At 49.5% G+C, this 14,186-nt stretch carries 14 protein-coding genes; 6 read left to right on the forward strand and 8 right to left on the reverse strand.

Annotated elements, in window-relative coordinates; translation table 11 throughout:
• Nucleotides 1-83: 83 nt before the first annotated feature.
• From K3T83_RS05645 to K3T83_RS05655, 3 genes are all read left to right on the forward strand, one after another.
• Nucleotides 84-440: a hypothetical protein gene (locus K3T83_RS05645; RefSeq protein ID WP_220202000.1), complete on the forward strand. Its 357-nt coding sequence runs from the start codon at nucleotides 84-86 to the stop codon at nucleotides 438-440.
• 244 nt (nucleotides 441-684) lie between these two features.
• Nucleotides 685-924: an acyl carrier protein gene (locus K3T83_RS05650; protein ID WP_220202001.1), complete on the forward strand. Its 240-nt coding sequence runs from the start codon at nucleotides 685-687 to the stop codon at nucleotides 922-924.
• An 80-nt stretch (nucleotides 925-1,004) separates the two neighbouring features.
• A complete protein-coding gene (locus K3T83_RS05655) occupies nucleotides 1,005-2,786 on the forward strand; it encodes an HAD-IIIC family phosphatase (RefSeq protein ID WP_220202002.1) in 1,782 nt (593 codons plus the stop codon).
• Here K3T83_RS05655 and K3T83_RS05660 read toward each other — a convergent pair.
• On the reverse strand, nucleotides 2,778-3,266 hold the full coding sequence (locus tag K3T83_RS05660) for a cupin domain-containing protein (RefSeq protein WP_220202003.1): 489 nt from the start codon (nucleotides 3,264-3,266) through the stop codon (nucleotides 2,778-2,780). The genes K3T83_RS05655 and K3T83_RS05660 overlap by 9 nt on opposite strands.
• 256 nt (nucleotides 3,267-3,522) lie before the next feature.
• On the opposite strand from K3T83_RS05660, the gene K3T83_RS05665 reads away from it, so the two are divergent.
• Nucleotides 3,523-4,764 carry an NAD(P)-binding domain-containing protein gene (locus K3T83_RS05665; RefSeq protein ID WP_220202004.1) on the forward strand — a complete coding sequence of 414 codons (1,242 nt, stop codon included), beginning with the start codon at nucleotides 3,523-3,525 and terminating at the stop codon, nucleotides 4,762-4,764.
• 41 nt (nucleotides 4,765-4,805) lie between these two features.
• Nucleotides 4,806-6,221: an NAD(P)/FAD-dependent oxidoreductase gene (locus tag K3T83_RS05670; RefSeq protein WP_220202005.1), complete on the forward strand. Its 1,416-nt coding sequence runs from the start codon at nucleotides 4,806-4,808 to the stop codon at nucleotides 6,219-6,221.
• A 64-nt stretch (nucleotides 6,222-6,285) separates the two neighbouring features.
• Here the strand turns inward: K3T83_RS05670 and K3T83_RS05675 are convergent, their stop codons facing one another.
• The 6 genes from K3T83_RS05675 to K3T83_RS05700 all read right to left on the reverse strand — a co-directional run bounded on the left by K3T83_RS05675 (nucleotide 6,286) and on the right by K3T83_RS05700 (nucleotide 12,471).
• Nucleotides 6,286-6,768, reverse strand: coding sequence for a pentapeptide repeat-containing protein (locus K3T83_RS05675; protein WP_220202006.1), 483 nt, complete (start codon nucleotides 6,766-6,768; stop codon nucleotides 6,286-6,288).
• A gap of 21 nt (nucleotides 6,769-6,789) precedes the next feature.
• The gene (locus tag K3T83_RS05680) at nucleotides 6,790-8,010 is read right to left on the reverse strand and encodes an MFS transporter (protein ID WP_220202007.1); all 1,221 of its coding nucleotides are present in this window, start codon (nucleotides 8,008-8,010) and stop codon (nucleotides 6,790-6,792) included.
• Between the two features lie 16 nt (nucleotides 8,011-8,026).
• Nucleotides 8,027-9,073 (reverse strand): methyltransferase, encoded by a 1,047-nt coding sequence (locus K3T83_RS05685; protein ID WP_220202008.1) that lies wholly within the window; start codon nucleotides 9,071-9,073, stop codon nucleotides 8,027-8,029.
• Between the two features lie 89 nt (nucleotides 9,074-9,162).
• Nucleotides 9,163-10,395, reverse strand: coding sequence for a cytochrome P450 (locus tag K3T83_RS05690; RefSeq protein WP_220202009.1), 1,233 nt, complete (start codon nucleotides 10,393-10,395; stop codon nucleotides 9,163-9,165).
• A gap of 33 nt (nucleotides 10,396-10,428) precedes the next feature.
• Entirely contained in the window at nucleotides 10,429-12,012 is a 1,584-nt protein-coding gene (locus tag K3T83_RS05695) for a pentapeptide repeat-containing protein (RefSeq protein ID WP_220202010.1), read from the reverse strand.
• Between the two features lie 27 nt (nucleotides 12,013-12,039).
• A complete protein-coding gene (locus K3T83_RS05700; RefSeq protein ID WP_220202011.1) occupies nucleotides 12,040-12,471 on the reverse strand; it encodes an iron-sulfur cluster assembly scaffold protein in 432 nt (143 codons plus the stop codon).
• A 273-nt stretch (nucleotides 12,472-12,744) separates the two neighbouring features.
• Here K3T83_RS05700 and K3T83_RS05705 point away from each other — a divergent pair, with 273 nt between their 5' ends.
• The gene (locus tag K3T83_RS05705) at nucleotides 12,745-13,233 is read left to right on the forward strand and encodes a hypothetical protein (RefSeq protein WP_220202012.1); all 489 of its coding nucleotides are present in this window, start codon (nucleotides 12,745-12,747) and stop codon (nucleotides 13,231-13,233) included.
• Nucleotides 13,234-13,265: 32 nt separating this feature from the next.
• Here K3T83_RS05705 and K3T83_RS05710 read toward each other — a convergent pair whose 3' ends face one another.
• Complete coding sequence (locus K3T83_RS05710) at nucleotides 13,266-14,150, reverse strand: SCP2 sterol-binding domain-containing protein (protein WP_220202013.1); 885 nt, start codon at nucleotides 14,148-14,150, stop codon at nucleotides 13,266-13,268.
• Between the last annotated feature and the right edge of the window lie 36 nt (nucleotides 14,151-14,186).

Below are 14,186 nucleotides of genomic sequence, written 5' to 3' on the forward strand. Positions count from 1 at the left end.
TAAAATGATGTTACTATCGTAACACATAATTTAAGGACATGATTGGATCATGCTTGTGATCATAGTAAAAGAAAAGATAGAATATGTCACAGGAGAATCCACAGGTAGAAGAAGAAAATATCGAGAATCTTAGAAAACAGCTAATTTCTTTTCTCGGTGAGCAAGTAGCAACTCGTTCTATCGAACAGCGAGACATGTTAATCCTTTCGCTTCGTCTCGGCCTAAAAGATGAAAAGTGCTACACACTGGTCGAATCTGGTCGAATCCTACATACTTCGCCTGAGTGCATTCGCCGCAGACAACACTTGCTTTTACATAAGCACATCAAGGATCCTTCCTTCTTCAAGCTTCTGCAAACTTATGCTCTGATCAAACGATTACCTCGTGGGTTTGATTTGTATTATCCTTCAGCAAACACATTTGATAGTATATCTTTATGAGACGGCAAAATCACCTTGCAACGTGAAGCCGTGCGTTCCTGGCACCAGATGCCTCATCATGCGTTCTCACTAATAATCGTTACCTTCCTCACAATTGACCATCACAACCAGCTATGGGTAGATGCGGAAGAAAACTTATTCCCCCAAAAAAGCAATCTGCAAGAAGCTTTCTCGCCAAATAGCCGGTATGCTCTGATTAACATACTGTTCGTTCTCTAGAAGCAGTTGAGAATAGTGGTGATTTATGGAAAGTCTCATAAAAGTAGAAGAGCTGGTTGCAACCGTAATGAACGTCCCGTTATCGCTGATAACCGATTCTACGGGACCGACCACATTGCAGACCTGGAATAGCCTAAAACATCTGGAACTGATAGCGGCTCTTGAAGAGATCTATAGCATTAAATTGACGACACATGAGATGCATACGCTAACTTGTGTGGCCGACATACACCGTATATTACAGCAGAGATCGTTAAGCACATAAGCATTTAATTATTTAATTATAGCTGAGATAACATAATAGCTGTGTATAATACAAATGCTATTTATATAAAAGGGGAAAACATGAGTTTGTGGCAGAAACGTCAGCGTTGGCAAACGCTTGCCTACTCCAAGCGCATGCTTCGAGAACGCATAGCCGTCTTGAGTACTTTCACCGCGAATCCGATAATTCCATATCTGGGCCTTGCTCTAAATGACGCAGGCTTGCCTGCAGATGTCTGGATAGGGCCGTATAATCAGATGGCACAACAGTGTCTGGATGAGAGGAGCGAGACTGCCGGTTTCAAGCCAACGATCCTTATTGGCTGGGCACGATTGGAGGAACTGTGGAGTGGACGACCTCTTCCCTTACTTGAGCCAGAGACGAATTTTGTTCATGAAGCCCTCGAACTAGCTGATATTCTCCTGAACGCAGCGCGCCACTGGCAGGCAACACTCATATTTGTCTTGCCTGCTATCCCTGAAGAACGCCCCCTGGGCATTGGCGATGCATGTAATGTGACAGGAGTCTTTGCCATCGCTACCTCGATCCGCGAAGCACTCCGCCATCGACTTGCCGGACAGCCAGAAGTGCTACTCTTCGATTTGGAGGAAGTAATCCGCTCGATTGGTAGTGCATCTTCTTACAATCAACGTTTGCTTGCTCTGGCTCACATTCCTTTTACAGAAGAGCTATTTCACCTGATGAGTGAGCACCTAGCACGCCTGATCCTGTTAAGCAGACGGCCAGCCCGGAAGGTTATTGTACTTGATGGAGATAATACACTGTGGGGTGGCATTGTAGGTGAAGATGGAGCATTGGGGGTTGATTTAAATGCCAACGGGCCAGGGGCAAGCTATAGAGAATTTCAGTCTTTTTTACTTGAACTACGGCGAGCAGGTGTACTTCTCACATTATGTAGTAAAAATGAAGAGGCAGATGTCTGGGAGGTCTTCGCTCGCCCGGAAATGCGTTTGAAGCCAGAGATGCTCTCTGCATGGCGAATCGGCTGGCAGCCAAAGCCAGCCAGCATCCGGGAACTTGCTGACGATCTCAAGCTTGGGATCGAGAGTTTTGTGCTTATAGATGATAATGCCGCCGAAATTGCTGAGGTACGGGCCGCATTTCCCCAAATCGCCTGTATACAGATGCCTGCTGATCCGGCTGGTTGGTTAACAGTACTTACATCAGCAGGACTATTAGACAGATTGCCACCGCTTCCTGAAGATCTCGAACGAGCAGTCTACTATCAGCAAGAGCAGCAGCGTGCTGCTTCTGGCAAGGGGATCACGTCACCAGAAGTCTATCTGGGGCAACTGAATATCGAGGTTGCAATGTTTTCACCAACTGTAACTGATATGCCCCGATTAACTCAGCTTGTTGCAAAGACAAATCAGTTTAACCTCAATTGTCGCCGTCGCTCTGCTCCCGATTTATCTCAGCTTTGTGCTGATGAACACTATATTGTGCGCCTGACACGCGCCAGTGATCGCTTTGGAGACTACGGCATTGTTGGAGCCTGCATTGCCAGGCTCCATCCGGAATACGCGGAGTTAGATACTTTTATCATGAGTTGTAGAGTTATGGGTCGTGGCATTGAAAGGGCTATGCTCAACGATCTTTTTGCAGTTGCAGCCGAGCAAGACAGAACAAAACTTGTAGCAACTGTAGAAGAATGTCCACGCAATGAACCTGCGCGAACATTCTTCTACAGCCTGGGCTGCGAAACATTGGAGACCGGCTATAGCCTTCAACAGCCAGAGTGGCCGTCCTATATTGGGCAGCAGGAACAAGCAGTTGACAGGATTTTGCCAGGTCAAAGTATAGTTGGACCTGGCAAAGACGGTAACACCCGACTAAGATGAAGGAGGAGAGGGTGGCAGGGCAGGTTTGATGCCGTAGCGCTTCATGACCTCCATCATTTTGGCTCCATCGGGTGGCCCACCCGCTGCGGCAGAAATCACCGCAATTAGCTCGTGGAAGAACTCAGGCCCGATCTTTGCAGGGGTCACAATGGTCAGCACCTTAGCATCGACATCGCCGTGGTTACCAAATCCATGGACCGCGCCACGCGCAATACATAGTACCTGTCCTGGTCCCAACTCAACTGGTACACCATTGACTGTCCAGGTGGAAATGCCCTCCACTCCGTAGATTGTCTCTTCATAGGCATCATGGCTATGTGGAAGAGCAGGATTTTTTGCTCCAGCTGGGATGACCATTTCAAAGGTGGCCAGGCTGCCATTGGACTCGGCCCCCGTGACCAGAAACCGAAGCTGAGTCACACCAACCTGAATCGTTTCTTCAGCTGGATTCAGCTGAATATGCTCATTTTGCTGAACCATTAACTTCTCCTTCCTTAAAGCAATTAATATACTATTTTACATCGATAAAACAATTATACATGATAATCACACGTATATCAAGCTGTTCCTTTTGCACGTGAAGTATAATAGCCAAAATTTACTACGTTTTTGCTCGTCGCTGCATCATAGCCAGGAGTGCAACAATAAGGAAGCAAGGTAGAAGAAGCTTTTTTTATATGGAAAACTTTATACTGTAACAGTGCTTTCTGACGCATCTTTTGAAAAGGAGAGATATATGACGACCAAGCATATTGAAACTGTGATCATCGGAGGCGGACAAGCAGGACTTGCTCTTAGCTACTACTTAACCCAACAGGGACAGCCACATATTGTGCTTGAACGCGGGCAGGTGGGCGAAACATGGCGAAGTCAACGCTGGGATTCATTTACCCTTATCACACCGAACTGGACGATACAGCTTCCTGGCTTTGAATATCAAGGAGACGATCCTGGTGGCTTTCTTACGCGTAAGGATATTATAAAGTACCTGGAGCAGTATGCTCAGTCCTTCAATGCGCCTCTCCAGAGCGGAGTTCGGGTCACGGCACTGCGGCCACAATCTGGAAGCAATGGATACCTGGTAGAGACAGAGGAGACAACTTTCAAAGCTAACAATGTTGTGCTTGCAACCGGTGCTTATCAAAAGCCAAAACTTCCCAAAGGCAGCGATACACTACCCGCAGATATTTACCAGATTCATTCTAGCCAATATAAGGAGCCTGAATCACTGCCTTCTGGAGCAGTGCTGGTCGTGGGCACAGGTCAGTCAGGCTTTCAGATCGCCGAGGAGTTACATGAGAGTGGACGACAAGTCTATTTGTCCATCTCAAGTTGCGGCAAAACGCCTTTGAACTACCGAGGTAAGGATGTCGTCTGGTGGCTTACCAAAATGGGCTTTTTCGACAGAACTGTCGATCAACTTCCTTCACCGATGGCAAAATTCGCGTGTAGTCCGCATGCCTCAAACAAACATGGAGAGAGAGATGTCACCTTGCGACAATTTGCCAGACAGGGGATGATTCTACTTGGACATCTAGAAGCCATTGAGGGCAAAAAGCTCATCATTGCACCAGATGTAAAAGAAAACCTCGCCAAATCAGAAGCATTTACGGCACAAATTATGCAAATGATTGATGGCTACATCGCGAAGACTGGCATAGAGGCTACTGCTCGCAAGGAGACAGACGAACCAACCCCTACCGTGTTAATCAATGCGAAACCCATTCTAACGCTGGATCTGCCCTCGGCGAATATTAAAACAGTCATCTGGGCTACCGGCTATCAGCTCGATTTTGGCTGGGTCCAAATACCGGTCTTCGATAAGACAGGATATCCTGTTCACAGGCGCGGCGTTACTGACTCACCTGGACTGTATTTTCTGGGCCTACACTGGCTCTATAAGACGAAATCTGCGTTATTATCCGGTATTGGAGAAGACGCCGCGTTTATTGCCTCCGCAATCGCAGCACGAAATTAAAATGACAGGCATAGTCTCTCAAGAGGCAAGAGGAGAAATCAATGAGCTTTTCCCAATCCTGTCGTTCTCCGTCTCATCACGCCGTCGTCATAGGTGGAGGTATCGCCGGGCTGCTTGCAGCCCGCGTCCTGCTTAATTACTTTGACCAGGTGACTCTGATTGAACGAGATCACTATCCAGAAGAGCCAGTTGCTCGCTCTGGTATCCCTCAAGGAACACATGTCCATATTCTGTTTATGCGAGGTCAACAAATTCTGGAAGATTTTTTTCCAGGAATCAAGGATAAATTAGTGAAACGGGGGGCTATAGAAGCTGATTTCTCTAACGATTATCTGTACCGCTTTCAGTCGGGCTGGCTGCCCCGTGCGCCATCTCAATTGCAAGGATATGCCTGTACACGTCTGCTGTTGGAATGGCAGATACGCCAGGAGTTGCAAGCCTACCAGCGTGTACAGATCATTGAGGGGCATGAAGTCGTCGGCCTCCTCTCCAGCAACAATCGACAGGCGGTTACAGGAGTGCGTTTACGAGAGCGTCAGCCGGAGAGAGCAGGAGAGAGCCAGAGCAGACCGCTTCATGCCGACCTGGTGATAGATGCCAGCGGACGTTTTTCTCATGCGCCCCGCTGGCTGGAAGAACTTGGGTATCAGCCTCCTCTGGAGACCGTAGTCAATGCCTTTTTGGGATACGCAACTCGCGTCTATGCACCTCCCACCGATCATTCTCGAACATGGAAAGGAATGCTTATCCAGAGTAATCCGCCTGAAAACCTGCGGACTGGCTTTGTCTGGTCAGTTGAAGGCAACCGCTGGCAGGTGCTACTGGTGGGAGCTGGCAAAGACTATCCTCCTACACAGGAAGCTGACTTCCTCACCTTTGCCAAAGGCTTAATCGATCCTTTGCTCTACGAAGTCATCCGGGATGCGCAGCCTTTGTCGCCGATCTACAGCTACCGACGAACAGAAAATCGTCTGCGGCATTTTGAGCGACTTAAACGACAACCGGAAAAGTTTATAGTCCTGGGCGATGCTTGCTGCGCACTTAACCCTATTTATGGCCAGGGAATGACTGTGGCGGCGTTAGGAACTGTAGCGCTTGATACATGGCTCGGTGACAAACATTCTGACGGTAGTCAACGTGGACGATCTCAAGATTTCCAGAAAAAGCTAGCGCGAGTCAATGCACTCGCCTGGCAATTCGCAACGGGATCAGATTACCGCGTCCCTGGTAACGAGGGAAAAGCGTTAAACTGGGCATCCAGGCTGCAGCACCGTTATATGGACAGTCTTATGGAGATGTTGCCCACCGATAAGGAAGTACATGATGCCTTTATGGAAGTACTCCATCTGAAGCAGCCTCCTGGTATTCTTTTGCATCCAAACTTTCTCCTAAAAGTTTTGGGGCATCGGCAACGTCCACGAGATACAGAACCGACCTCTTCAGTAAAACACTCTTAATGGACAGGCTTCCTGGTAGATACGTCTGCCAGGAAGCCTGTCCATTAAGAGAACCTCTATTTCTTTAGGCATATTTTGAGCCATCAGGCATGGTCGCACCTGCAAGCGAATGAACTTCTTTGAGCTGCTCGTCAGTTATAATCGCCTCCGCCAGATTAGCTCTGCGGAAGTCGGCAGCCGTAAGATTAGCCTCGTCCAGGTTGGCTCTACTAAGATTAGCCCAGCGCAAATCAACCCGCAGGAGATTAGCCTTGCTCAGATTAGATGCTATCATCTCAGCACTGCTGAGATTGGCATCCATCAGTTCAGCACTGCTGAGATTAGCACCGTTGAGGTATGCCCTGCGAAAATCAGCCTTGCTCAGCTTAGCGCTACTGAGATTGACGTTACTGAGATCCGCATGGAAAAGATTAGCAGCGCTAAGATCACACTTGCTGAGATCTGCCCCGGCGAGATCAGGCTCAATATCTGGATTCTGGGATCTCCATATGTTCCAGGCGTTCGATCCCTGTAGTTTCAGTATGCTAAGCTGGTCCTGATTAGCCATCAAACGCTTCTCCTTCCCGTATTAATCTTCATTCCCCTGTAACAGAACCGCAGAACCCCTATCTGACGCTTGCTGATTAACACTGGCTACTTTGGACACGCTCACGAGAACAAGCCCCAGCGCCAGAGCTTCAATCACGCCGACAACTACACCCAGATATGCAATACTTCCTATCGTTAAAACCAGACCACCTATAATTCCTCCACCTGCAATACCCAGGTACAATGCCGTCATATTCAGAGAAAGCGCAACCGTGGCCGACTGTGGCGCGAGCGAAACGAGGTAGCTATTCAGTGCAGGAGCACCCAGCCATCCCACCAGCCCCCAGACAACGAAGGCCACCACAACCACAATATCGAGCAGAACAGATTTTGTGGCAAGCATCAAGAGGGAGAAGCATAATGCGTTGAGCATCATGAAAGTAAAAACTCTCACGAGAAGGCGTCTTGTCCCCCAACGATCAGACAGCAAACCCCCAAGGAGATTGCCAGCCACCGAAGCGACACCAGAAGCAAAGAGGACCAGGCTCAGCGCTACAGCCGTGAATGTTGTCAGTCGCAGTAACAGAGGCATAATATAGGTCAGGACACTATTTGCGCCGACCAGTGCCACAAAGCTAATAGCCAGGGCCAGCAAAACATTCCGCTGTGAGAGGAAGTTCACACGTTCTCGCCACGTAATCACATGGTCGGAGGGTGTAATACGCGGCAACACAAAGGCAATCAACAGTGTCACAATCACACCTATAGCGGCAACCATAGCAAACGCTGTGCGCCAACCAAACAGGTTACCAACCCAACTCCCAAGAGGTAATCCCAGAACAATGGCACCTGTTATTCCTGCCATAATTGCGGCGATAGCCTGTCCTTGCCGTTTGGGATCGAGCAGTTGCGTTGCCGTCGCCATCGCTGTCGGTGTATAGATGGAAGCTGCCAATGCAGCTACGAAGCGAGTGACGAAAAGCCAGCGCGCTGTAGGAACAAACACTGCGGCCAGATTTGCCAGTGCAAAAATCACGATAGCACTCAGCAGAAGGCGTTTCCTATCAACATGAGCCGTCGTCAGGGCTAGCACAGGTGAACCTACCGCGTAGGTGATACCAAACAATGTCACCAGTTGTCCAGCAACCCCCACTGGAACCCCCATGTCAGCGGCTACATTTGGTAAGAGTCCAGCAACAAGATATTCATCAGTTCCCACAGCAAAGGCACCCAGGGCCAGAATAAACAACGCAAAAGGCATAAATGCTTCTCTCCTCTCAACCTTTGACGCACTCGACAATGCTTAGTGGACTCCGTGTTGGGATAATCTGCTTCAATTTCAAGTTTGCAGCGCCCAACAATGCCTCAAATTCTGCGGCGGTTCGCTCACAGCCTCCGAAGGATACCAGCATATTGAGGTCCATAAACTTGCTGGGATCAGGCACATTAGCAGGAGCTATTACTTCCGAGATCAACAGGAGTTTGGCATGCGAAGGCATTGCATTGTAGCACTGTTTTAATAGCGCTAACGCCTGTTCGTCTTGCCAGTCGTGAATAACGGTCTTGGCAATGTAGGCGTCGCGTCCTGCGGGAATAGAGGCAAACATATCTCCACTGACAACTTCGCAGCGCTGCGCGACTCCTGCGGCCTTAAAAACTCCTTCCGCCTGTCTGACCACCTCTGGCAGTTCCAGGAGGGTGCCCCGCATCTCAGGATAGGCTTGTAGGATAGCAACCAGCAACTGGCCGTGCCCGCCAGCAATGTCAACAACGCTCTGAAGACCAGAAAAATCATAGGCTTGCAGAATGGCATGCGTCTCTGCTGCCGAAAAGCTGCTCATGGCATATTGGAAGATATCATGTTCCTCTGGATGACTCATATAGTATTCCCATAGAGTCATGCCAAAGTGATGATCGAAAGCGGGTTTGCCTGTCTGAATGCTGTAAAGAAGTTCTCCCAGTGCAGGCCATTGCAGCGTTGAGCCAAAAAGCAGCCCCGCAGCCGCCATCGAACCAGGAACATCTCTTCGCAATAGCTCACCCAGGGGAGTGAGTGTAAAACGGCCTTGTTCATCTTCGACGAACAAACCAGCTCCAGCCAGCGCACGGAGTAGCCGATACAACGAAGGTGCATGTGTCTCGGTGGCCTGGGCCAGTTCTGTTGAATTCTTTGGCCCATCCTTCAAGAGACCTGGAATATTTAGTTTCGTCGCAACGTGAATTGCCTGTGAAAGCAAGCATCCGCTGGTCATTCGCCAGAGGACCTCCTGCGGCATTTCCTTTGTTGCATGCTGTTCGACTGTAGTTACATGCTGATCTACCATTATTACTTTCCTTCCTTTAATATCAGTATAATGTGCCAAATACTGATTTTCTCGCTTTTCTCCGATCATTCAAATTTTTCTGCTTTTTCTCACCACTCTGCTTCAATCTTTTGGTAGCCACGGAACGCAAGCACAGGAGTGCGGGTTAACTTCTGTCCGGATTTCAACCGCAGATTAGGGATTCGCTGACTCAGCACCTCAAAAGCAATGCGCACTTCCATGCGAGCTAAGGGCGCTCCCGCGCAAAAATGCGGACCATAGCTGAATCCGAGATGATGATTAGGGTGGCGTTCCATCTCGAAGAGATGCGCGTTGGGAAATTGCTCTTCGTCCCGGTTTGCCGAACCAAAAAGGAGCAAGAGCCTTGCCCCCTGGGGCAATAGTACGTTTTCTATTTTCACTTCGCGCGTTGTGGTACGAAACAGCGCATGTACAGGTGAGTCGTAGCGCAGCACTTCCTCGATGGCGGGGCGAATCAGTTCAGGATGTGCACTCAACTTTTGCCAGCGCGTATTAGGCTGCAAGAGGAGAACCAGACCGTTGCCAATTAAATCTACTGTAGTGCGATGACCTGCCATAATGAAGCCACAAATAACGGCAATCAGCTCCTCAAGAGAGAGAGGATCAGCTCCCGGAGTTTGATGGGTAATATGGAACCCGATCAAGTCCTCCTTGGGATTTTTCCGCTGCTCGTTGACAAATTCGGCAATATAGTGCTGAAAGGCAACCACGCTTTTTGCGCATTCCACCTGGCGCTCTTCGGTTAAATTACCATAGAGGAGATCGACCAGATCCAGGCACCACTGCTTGGTCTCAGCCATGCGTTCTTGAGGGATATTAAACAGACGAAACATGACTTCGAGCGGCAACGGATAGGCAAACTGCTCAAGCAGTTCCGCCTGCCTGTCATCGATAAAGGTATCTATCAAGCGATTGACGAGTGCACGAATAAAATCTTCATATGGTGCTAGCCGCGCTGGAGCTAGACCTTGCAAATGGGGTTGACGAAAGCGCTGGTGATTAAGCCCATCACTATCGATGGAGATGGGAAGCATCGGGTATCCCCGCATAAGAACAGCCAACGCAGCCGGTGACAAGGCAGTCACAGGGTTTTTCACATCGCGTGACGAAAATATCTCCGGCTGCGAGAGTACAGAGCGCATATCCTTATAGCGCGTGATCAGCCAGGCTCCAAGTTCAGGGCTGAAGGTAATGGGTTCTTTTTCGCGCATCTGTCCATACAACCGATAAGGATTTTCTAGCTGCTCTTCCTGCAGAGGATGATACTCCTGACCAAGCTGATACTCATTTGTCTGCGTCACCGACTTGATTCCTTTCTCCTGAACAACAAACACTTACTGTTCTAAAAAGCGTCTGGTGAAAACGACGATGTAACAGATTTCGATCAGCAAGCCTACTACTGCCTCAAGGACAAGCAGGATTTCGGACGCACCTACAACAGCTCCGGCAGCGAAGAAACCGCGTCCGTGAAATCCTGCGAGGCTCAAGACCAGCGCATTTGGTAGCAACGCAACATGATCGAAAACAGCATAGGCGAGAGCAAAGACTATGATGATAAGCAGGTAAGTAATGACGCTGCGCCAGGGCTTGTAGCCATAGCCAGTAGCGAGGTGGAGAAATAACGAAGAGAGATATTTGCTCAGCTGCCAGAACCAGGAACTACCAGATTGGTCCCCTCGCTTCTTTGCATCTCGTTTTAATCCTATCTGACGCCGCAGAACTTCGCATTGCAGAACATGGGCGCGGTAGGAGAAATACGCGGCCTCTTCGTAGAGACCCTGCTCTTTCAGAGCAAGGGCAAGCTGGCGATATGCTCTGACAGCTTGCTTGAACATATTGAGCCGTGTAAGCGCATCTTTCTGCTCTCCATGCTCTTCCTTTTCCTCGTAAGCCACATGCTCATCATCGAGCTGCTTGACCTGCGACCAATCTACAGTCGAAAGATCTATCTTGCCCCATTGCACAGCTGCCAGGCGTGGGCCTATCCCATTCTCATCTACGAGGACAGCTTCGGCGAAATCACTTCCCTCTAAAGTACCGCTCAAGATGGCTCTCCCCAGCATGGCCCGGCGCAGATTAGTTCCCCCTAATTGAGCGCCAGTAAGGTTGGCTTCCTCTAATTGAGCGCCAACAAGATAGGCATCCTTGAGCTGCGTACCAAAGAGGGTGGCGCAAGCAAGACGTGCACCATGCAAATTGGCCTTTGCCAGTTCTGCTCCGGTGAGATAGGCTCTCTCTAACTGAGCTCCGGTGAGGTTAGCCCCCTCTAATTGAGCTCCGGTGAGGTTAGCCCCCTCTAATTGAGCTCCGGTGAGGTTAGCCCCCTCTAAACCTGCCAGGCGCAAATCTGCCTGATTTAAGTGTGCTGCTGTAAGACAGGCTCCTTCCAGGTGCGTACCAAAAAGGTCAGCCTCCTCCAAATCCACCGCTGCCTGATCGAGCAGTTCCTTATTTGTCTTTACCCACCCACTCCACTGCTCCCTGGACAATCCTCCCTGGAGACGAGAAAGCGGCAAGCCACGCAGATTGATTCCCCGACTTGAGTCGCCAGAAAGAACTGCGCCACGCAGATCAAGTCCTTGCCGCCGCTGCTGAGCCTGATCCCGCCAATCAATCGGCCCTTCGCCATTCTCATGTGTTGCCAGGAGCCATTCTACATCGGCGCGACCAAGTTTTATCCCTTTAAAAGGATAGATACTCTTCTGGGGATCAGGGGGCAGAGCGCGCCGGGCTTCCAGCAGTTCCTGGCGTGCACGATCAATCTCAGGCTCGGTTCGCCAGGGATATCCCAGACTGCGCCAATAAGCCTTCCAGGCAGCGGGCTGATCGTTACTGGGTCGCTCTCCGCACGAATCCTGCCCGTTATGCATGTGCTGGGCAACGCTACCATCGTGCGATGGCTGTTGTCTCTGTGTCATGAGGCATCTTCCCTTCCATGTTTATGCTCACTGATGAGCTGAAGCTCTATCCGGCATCTTTGAGGAAGATATGTCCGCTATAGATGTCGTCTGCACATCTGCCAGACATTGGTGCAATACGCGCAAAGAAAGGAAGGCGCATTTGGAGCGAGCAGGGCTAATAGGAATACCGAGAGCATCAAGAAGATCATCTTCACTAAGGTCAAGCACTTCTTGCAAAGGTCTACCTTCGACCATCTCCGTCAGTATCGAAGCAGAAGCCTGGCTAACAGCACAACCCTTGCCCTGAAAATAAATTGTAGCAATCTTTCCCTCATCGATCTGAAGGCCGATTTCTACTCGATCTCCACATAGCGGATTGATGTCCTCAGCCCGGACATGAGGATGCTCCAGAATATTCTGGTTACGTGGATTAGCACAGTGATCAAGGAAATACTCACGATCAAAGTTTAGCGACATATTCCTACTCTCCCTCAATACGATCTTTAATCCGGCTGGAGTGCCAGTAGATCTACCTGCTACTTGATATAGTGATAACAGTTTTTTCTGTTTAATGCTTCTCCTATCTTGCTCCGTCTCCCCACGTTAGATATGCGTGTCCTGAGGAGTCACTGAAAAGAGCAGCCTGGAAGAAGATCTTTCTCAGGAAACACTTTATACTTTATTGATGAATGCTCAGAGGATGCAGTCCCACCTGATCAAATAACGGAGCACTTTGAAAGGTAGAACTCTATGCAAAAACAACCGGTGACTATTAAAGTCTGGTGTCGAGAAGCAGACCTATACCGGACTGCTGACTTGCTTTCGTGGGCGGTTGGACATCGAGTTGAAATACCTCCTGTCTCAACTGGCATGATCAATACCTACTTTTTTATCATCACTGACATTAAGCAGTACGAGGATGAAGATACAATTCGTAAAACTATGGGATTCGATATCATTGGCAAGATATCAGGAGTGATTGATTGGGAAATTATGCTTAAAGAAAACGCTTCCGCCAGGCCTATCCTGCCTGAAAATGACAAAATAGATAGAACCCTGATGGCTGTGCTGGATGACCTACCAATACCCCTTTCAATTGTAGCGAGAAGCGATGGTTCGTATACATGGAAATGGCAGAACGCCAGCGGCCAGAACCCGACCTTTATGGGCGCAGTGAAAGCCGCTCTTACCCATGTGATGCATGCCTACACTTTCATTCGTAATGAACTCGTCCGGTAGATCTGGTCGCTTCACTCATTGCAGGAAGCGCCTCAAGTGGGCGAGAAAAGCTGTGAAAGTTTTGTCGCCAGAAGAAGATTACCTCTAACGACAAGTTTCCTGCGCAGCAAGGCCTGCCCAATACTGATCTGGTCAGTGAAGAGCAGGCAAAGAGCATCTGCGTTCGCGGCCCAAAGGGTCACCTGCGGTTTTAGCACTCTGCCCTCACCGGCTTGACCACCTCCAGGAGAGACGCTGACATACCACTCACCGCCGGCATCTCCAGCTACGAGAAATTGAAAGGTCGCGCGCAGGTTGCCGCCCCGTTCCGGCCAATAGGTCAGGCTGATTAAACGAAAGAAGCGTCCCAGCGTGCGATGCAGAGCAGGGGGATCATACCTCCGCCAGAGAGGTTCTTTGTTAGCTGGACGGGCAATCTGTGCCACATGAACCATGCTGGAGTGCATTATTTGTGTCTCCAGGAGTTCGATAACAGTGAGTGGTCGATTAAAGATAGGTACAGCAACAGGCCACGCGAACTGTTCTGGAGCAAGTTGCTGCGCAACCGCGAGAGTCTCTTCAAGTGCTTGTTGTAAGGCTGCGATAAGCTCTGGTGGTTGCTGATGATGACGGAGTTGAATCTCGCGCTGATTATATGCAGGTAGATCTCTCCGCTGCTGCAAATCAGGCACAGTCATCTTTTCACGCAATACTGCTCGCTGGAGTGCTGCGCGATAAAATTCAGCGCTTGCGGCCAGGTGTGCTACGGTTTGATGCAATGTCCACTCGCTTCTGCGCACATGCCGCCCACGTTGTTGCCACACTTCTGATGCTGTCTCCTCAAGGAAATTTAACAGAATCTTCGTATGTGTGGACAGATCCAGAATCACATCAGAGCAACGAATTGCTTGAGAGACTGGAACCAGATCCCTCGACATGAGTAGACTCCTCTTCCCTTTTCTGATGATTGCGAT

The organism is Reticulibacter mediterranei (genome assembly GCF_016587455.1).

What these genes read in the sequence shown, in the direction of transcription:
- K3T83_RS05645 (WP_220202000.1), top strand. Translation starts at nt 84, where the DNA reads ATGTCACAGGAGAATCCACAGGTAGAAGAAGAAAATATCGAGAATCTT.
- K3T83_RS05650 (WP_220202001.1), top strand. Translation starts at nt 685, where the DNA reads ATGGAAAGTCTCATAAAAGTAGAAGAGCTGGTTGCAACCGTAATGAAC.
- K3T83_RS05655 (WP_220202002.1), top strand. Translation starts at nt 1,005, where the DNA reads ATGAGTTTGTGGCAGAAACGTCAGCGTTGGCAAACGCTTGCCTACTCC.
- K3T83_RS05660 (WP_220202003.1), bottom strand. Translation starts at nt 3,266, where the DNA reads ATGGTTCAGCAAAATGAGCATATTCAGCTGAATCCAGCTGAAGAAACG.
- K3T83_RS05665 (WP_220202004.1), top strand. Translation starts at nt 3,523, where the DNA reads ATGACGACCAAGCATATTGAAACTGTGATCATCGGAGGCGGACAAGCA.
- K3T83_RS05670 (WP_220202005.1), top strand. Translation starts at nt 4,806, where the DNA reads ATGAGCTTTTCCCAATCCTGTCGTTCTCCGTCTCATCACGCCGTCGTC.
- K3T83_RS05675 (WP_220202006.1), bottom strand. Translation starts at nt 6,768, where the DNA reads ATGGCTAATCAGGACCAGCTTAGCATACTGAAACTACAGGGATCGAAC.
- K3T83_RS05680 (WP_220202007.1), bottom strand. Translation starts at nt 8,010, where the DNA reads ATGCCTTTTGCGTTGTTTATTCTGGCCCTGGGTGCCTTTGCTGTGGGA.
- K3T83_RS05685 (WP_220202008.1), bottom strand. Translation starts at nt 9,073, where the DNA reads ATGGTAGATCAGCATGTAACTACAGTCGAACAGCATGCAACAAAGGAA.
- K3T83_RS05695 (WP_220202010.1), bottom strand. Translation starts at nt 12,012, where the DNA reads ATGACACAGAGACAACAGCCATCGCACGATGGTAGCGTTGCCCAGCAC.
- K3T83_RS05700 (WP_220202011.1), bottom strand. Translation starts at nt 12,471, where the DNA reads ATGTCGCTAAACTTTGATCGTGAGTATTTCCTTGATCACTGTGCTAAT.
- K3T83_RS05705 (WP_220202012.1), top strand. Translation starts at nt 12,745, where the DNA reads ATGCAAAAACAACCGGTGACTATTAAAGTCTGGTGTCGAGAAGCAGAC.
- K3T83_RS05710 (WP_220202013.1), bottom strand. Translation starts at nt 14,150, where the DNA reads ATGTCGAGGGATCTGGTTCCAGTCTCTCAAGCAATTCGTTGCTCTGAT.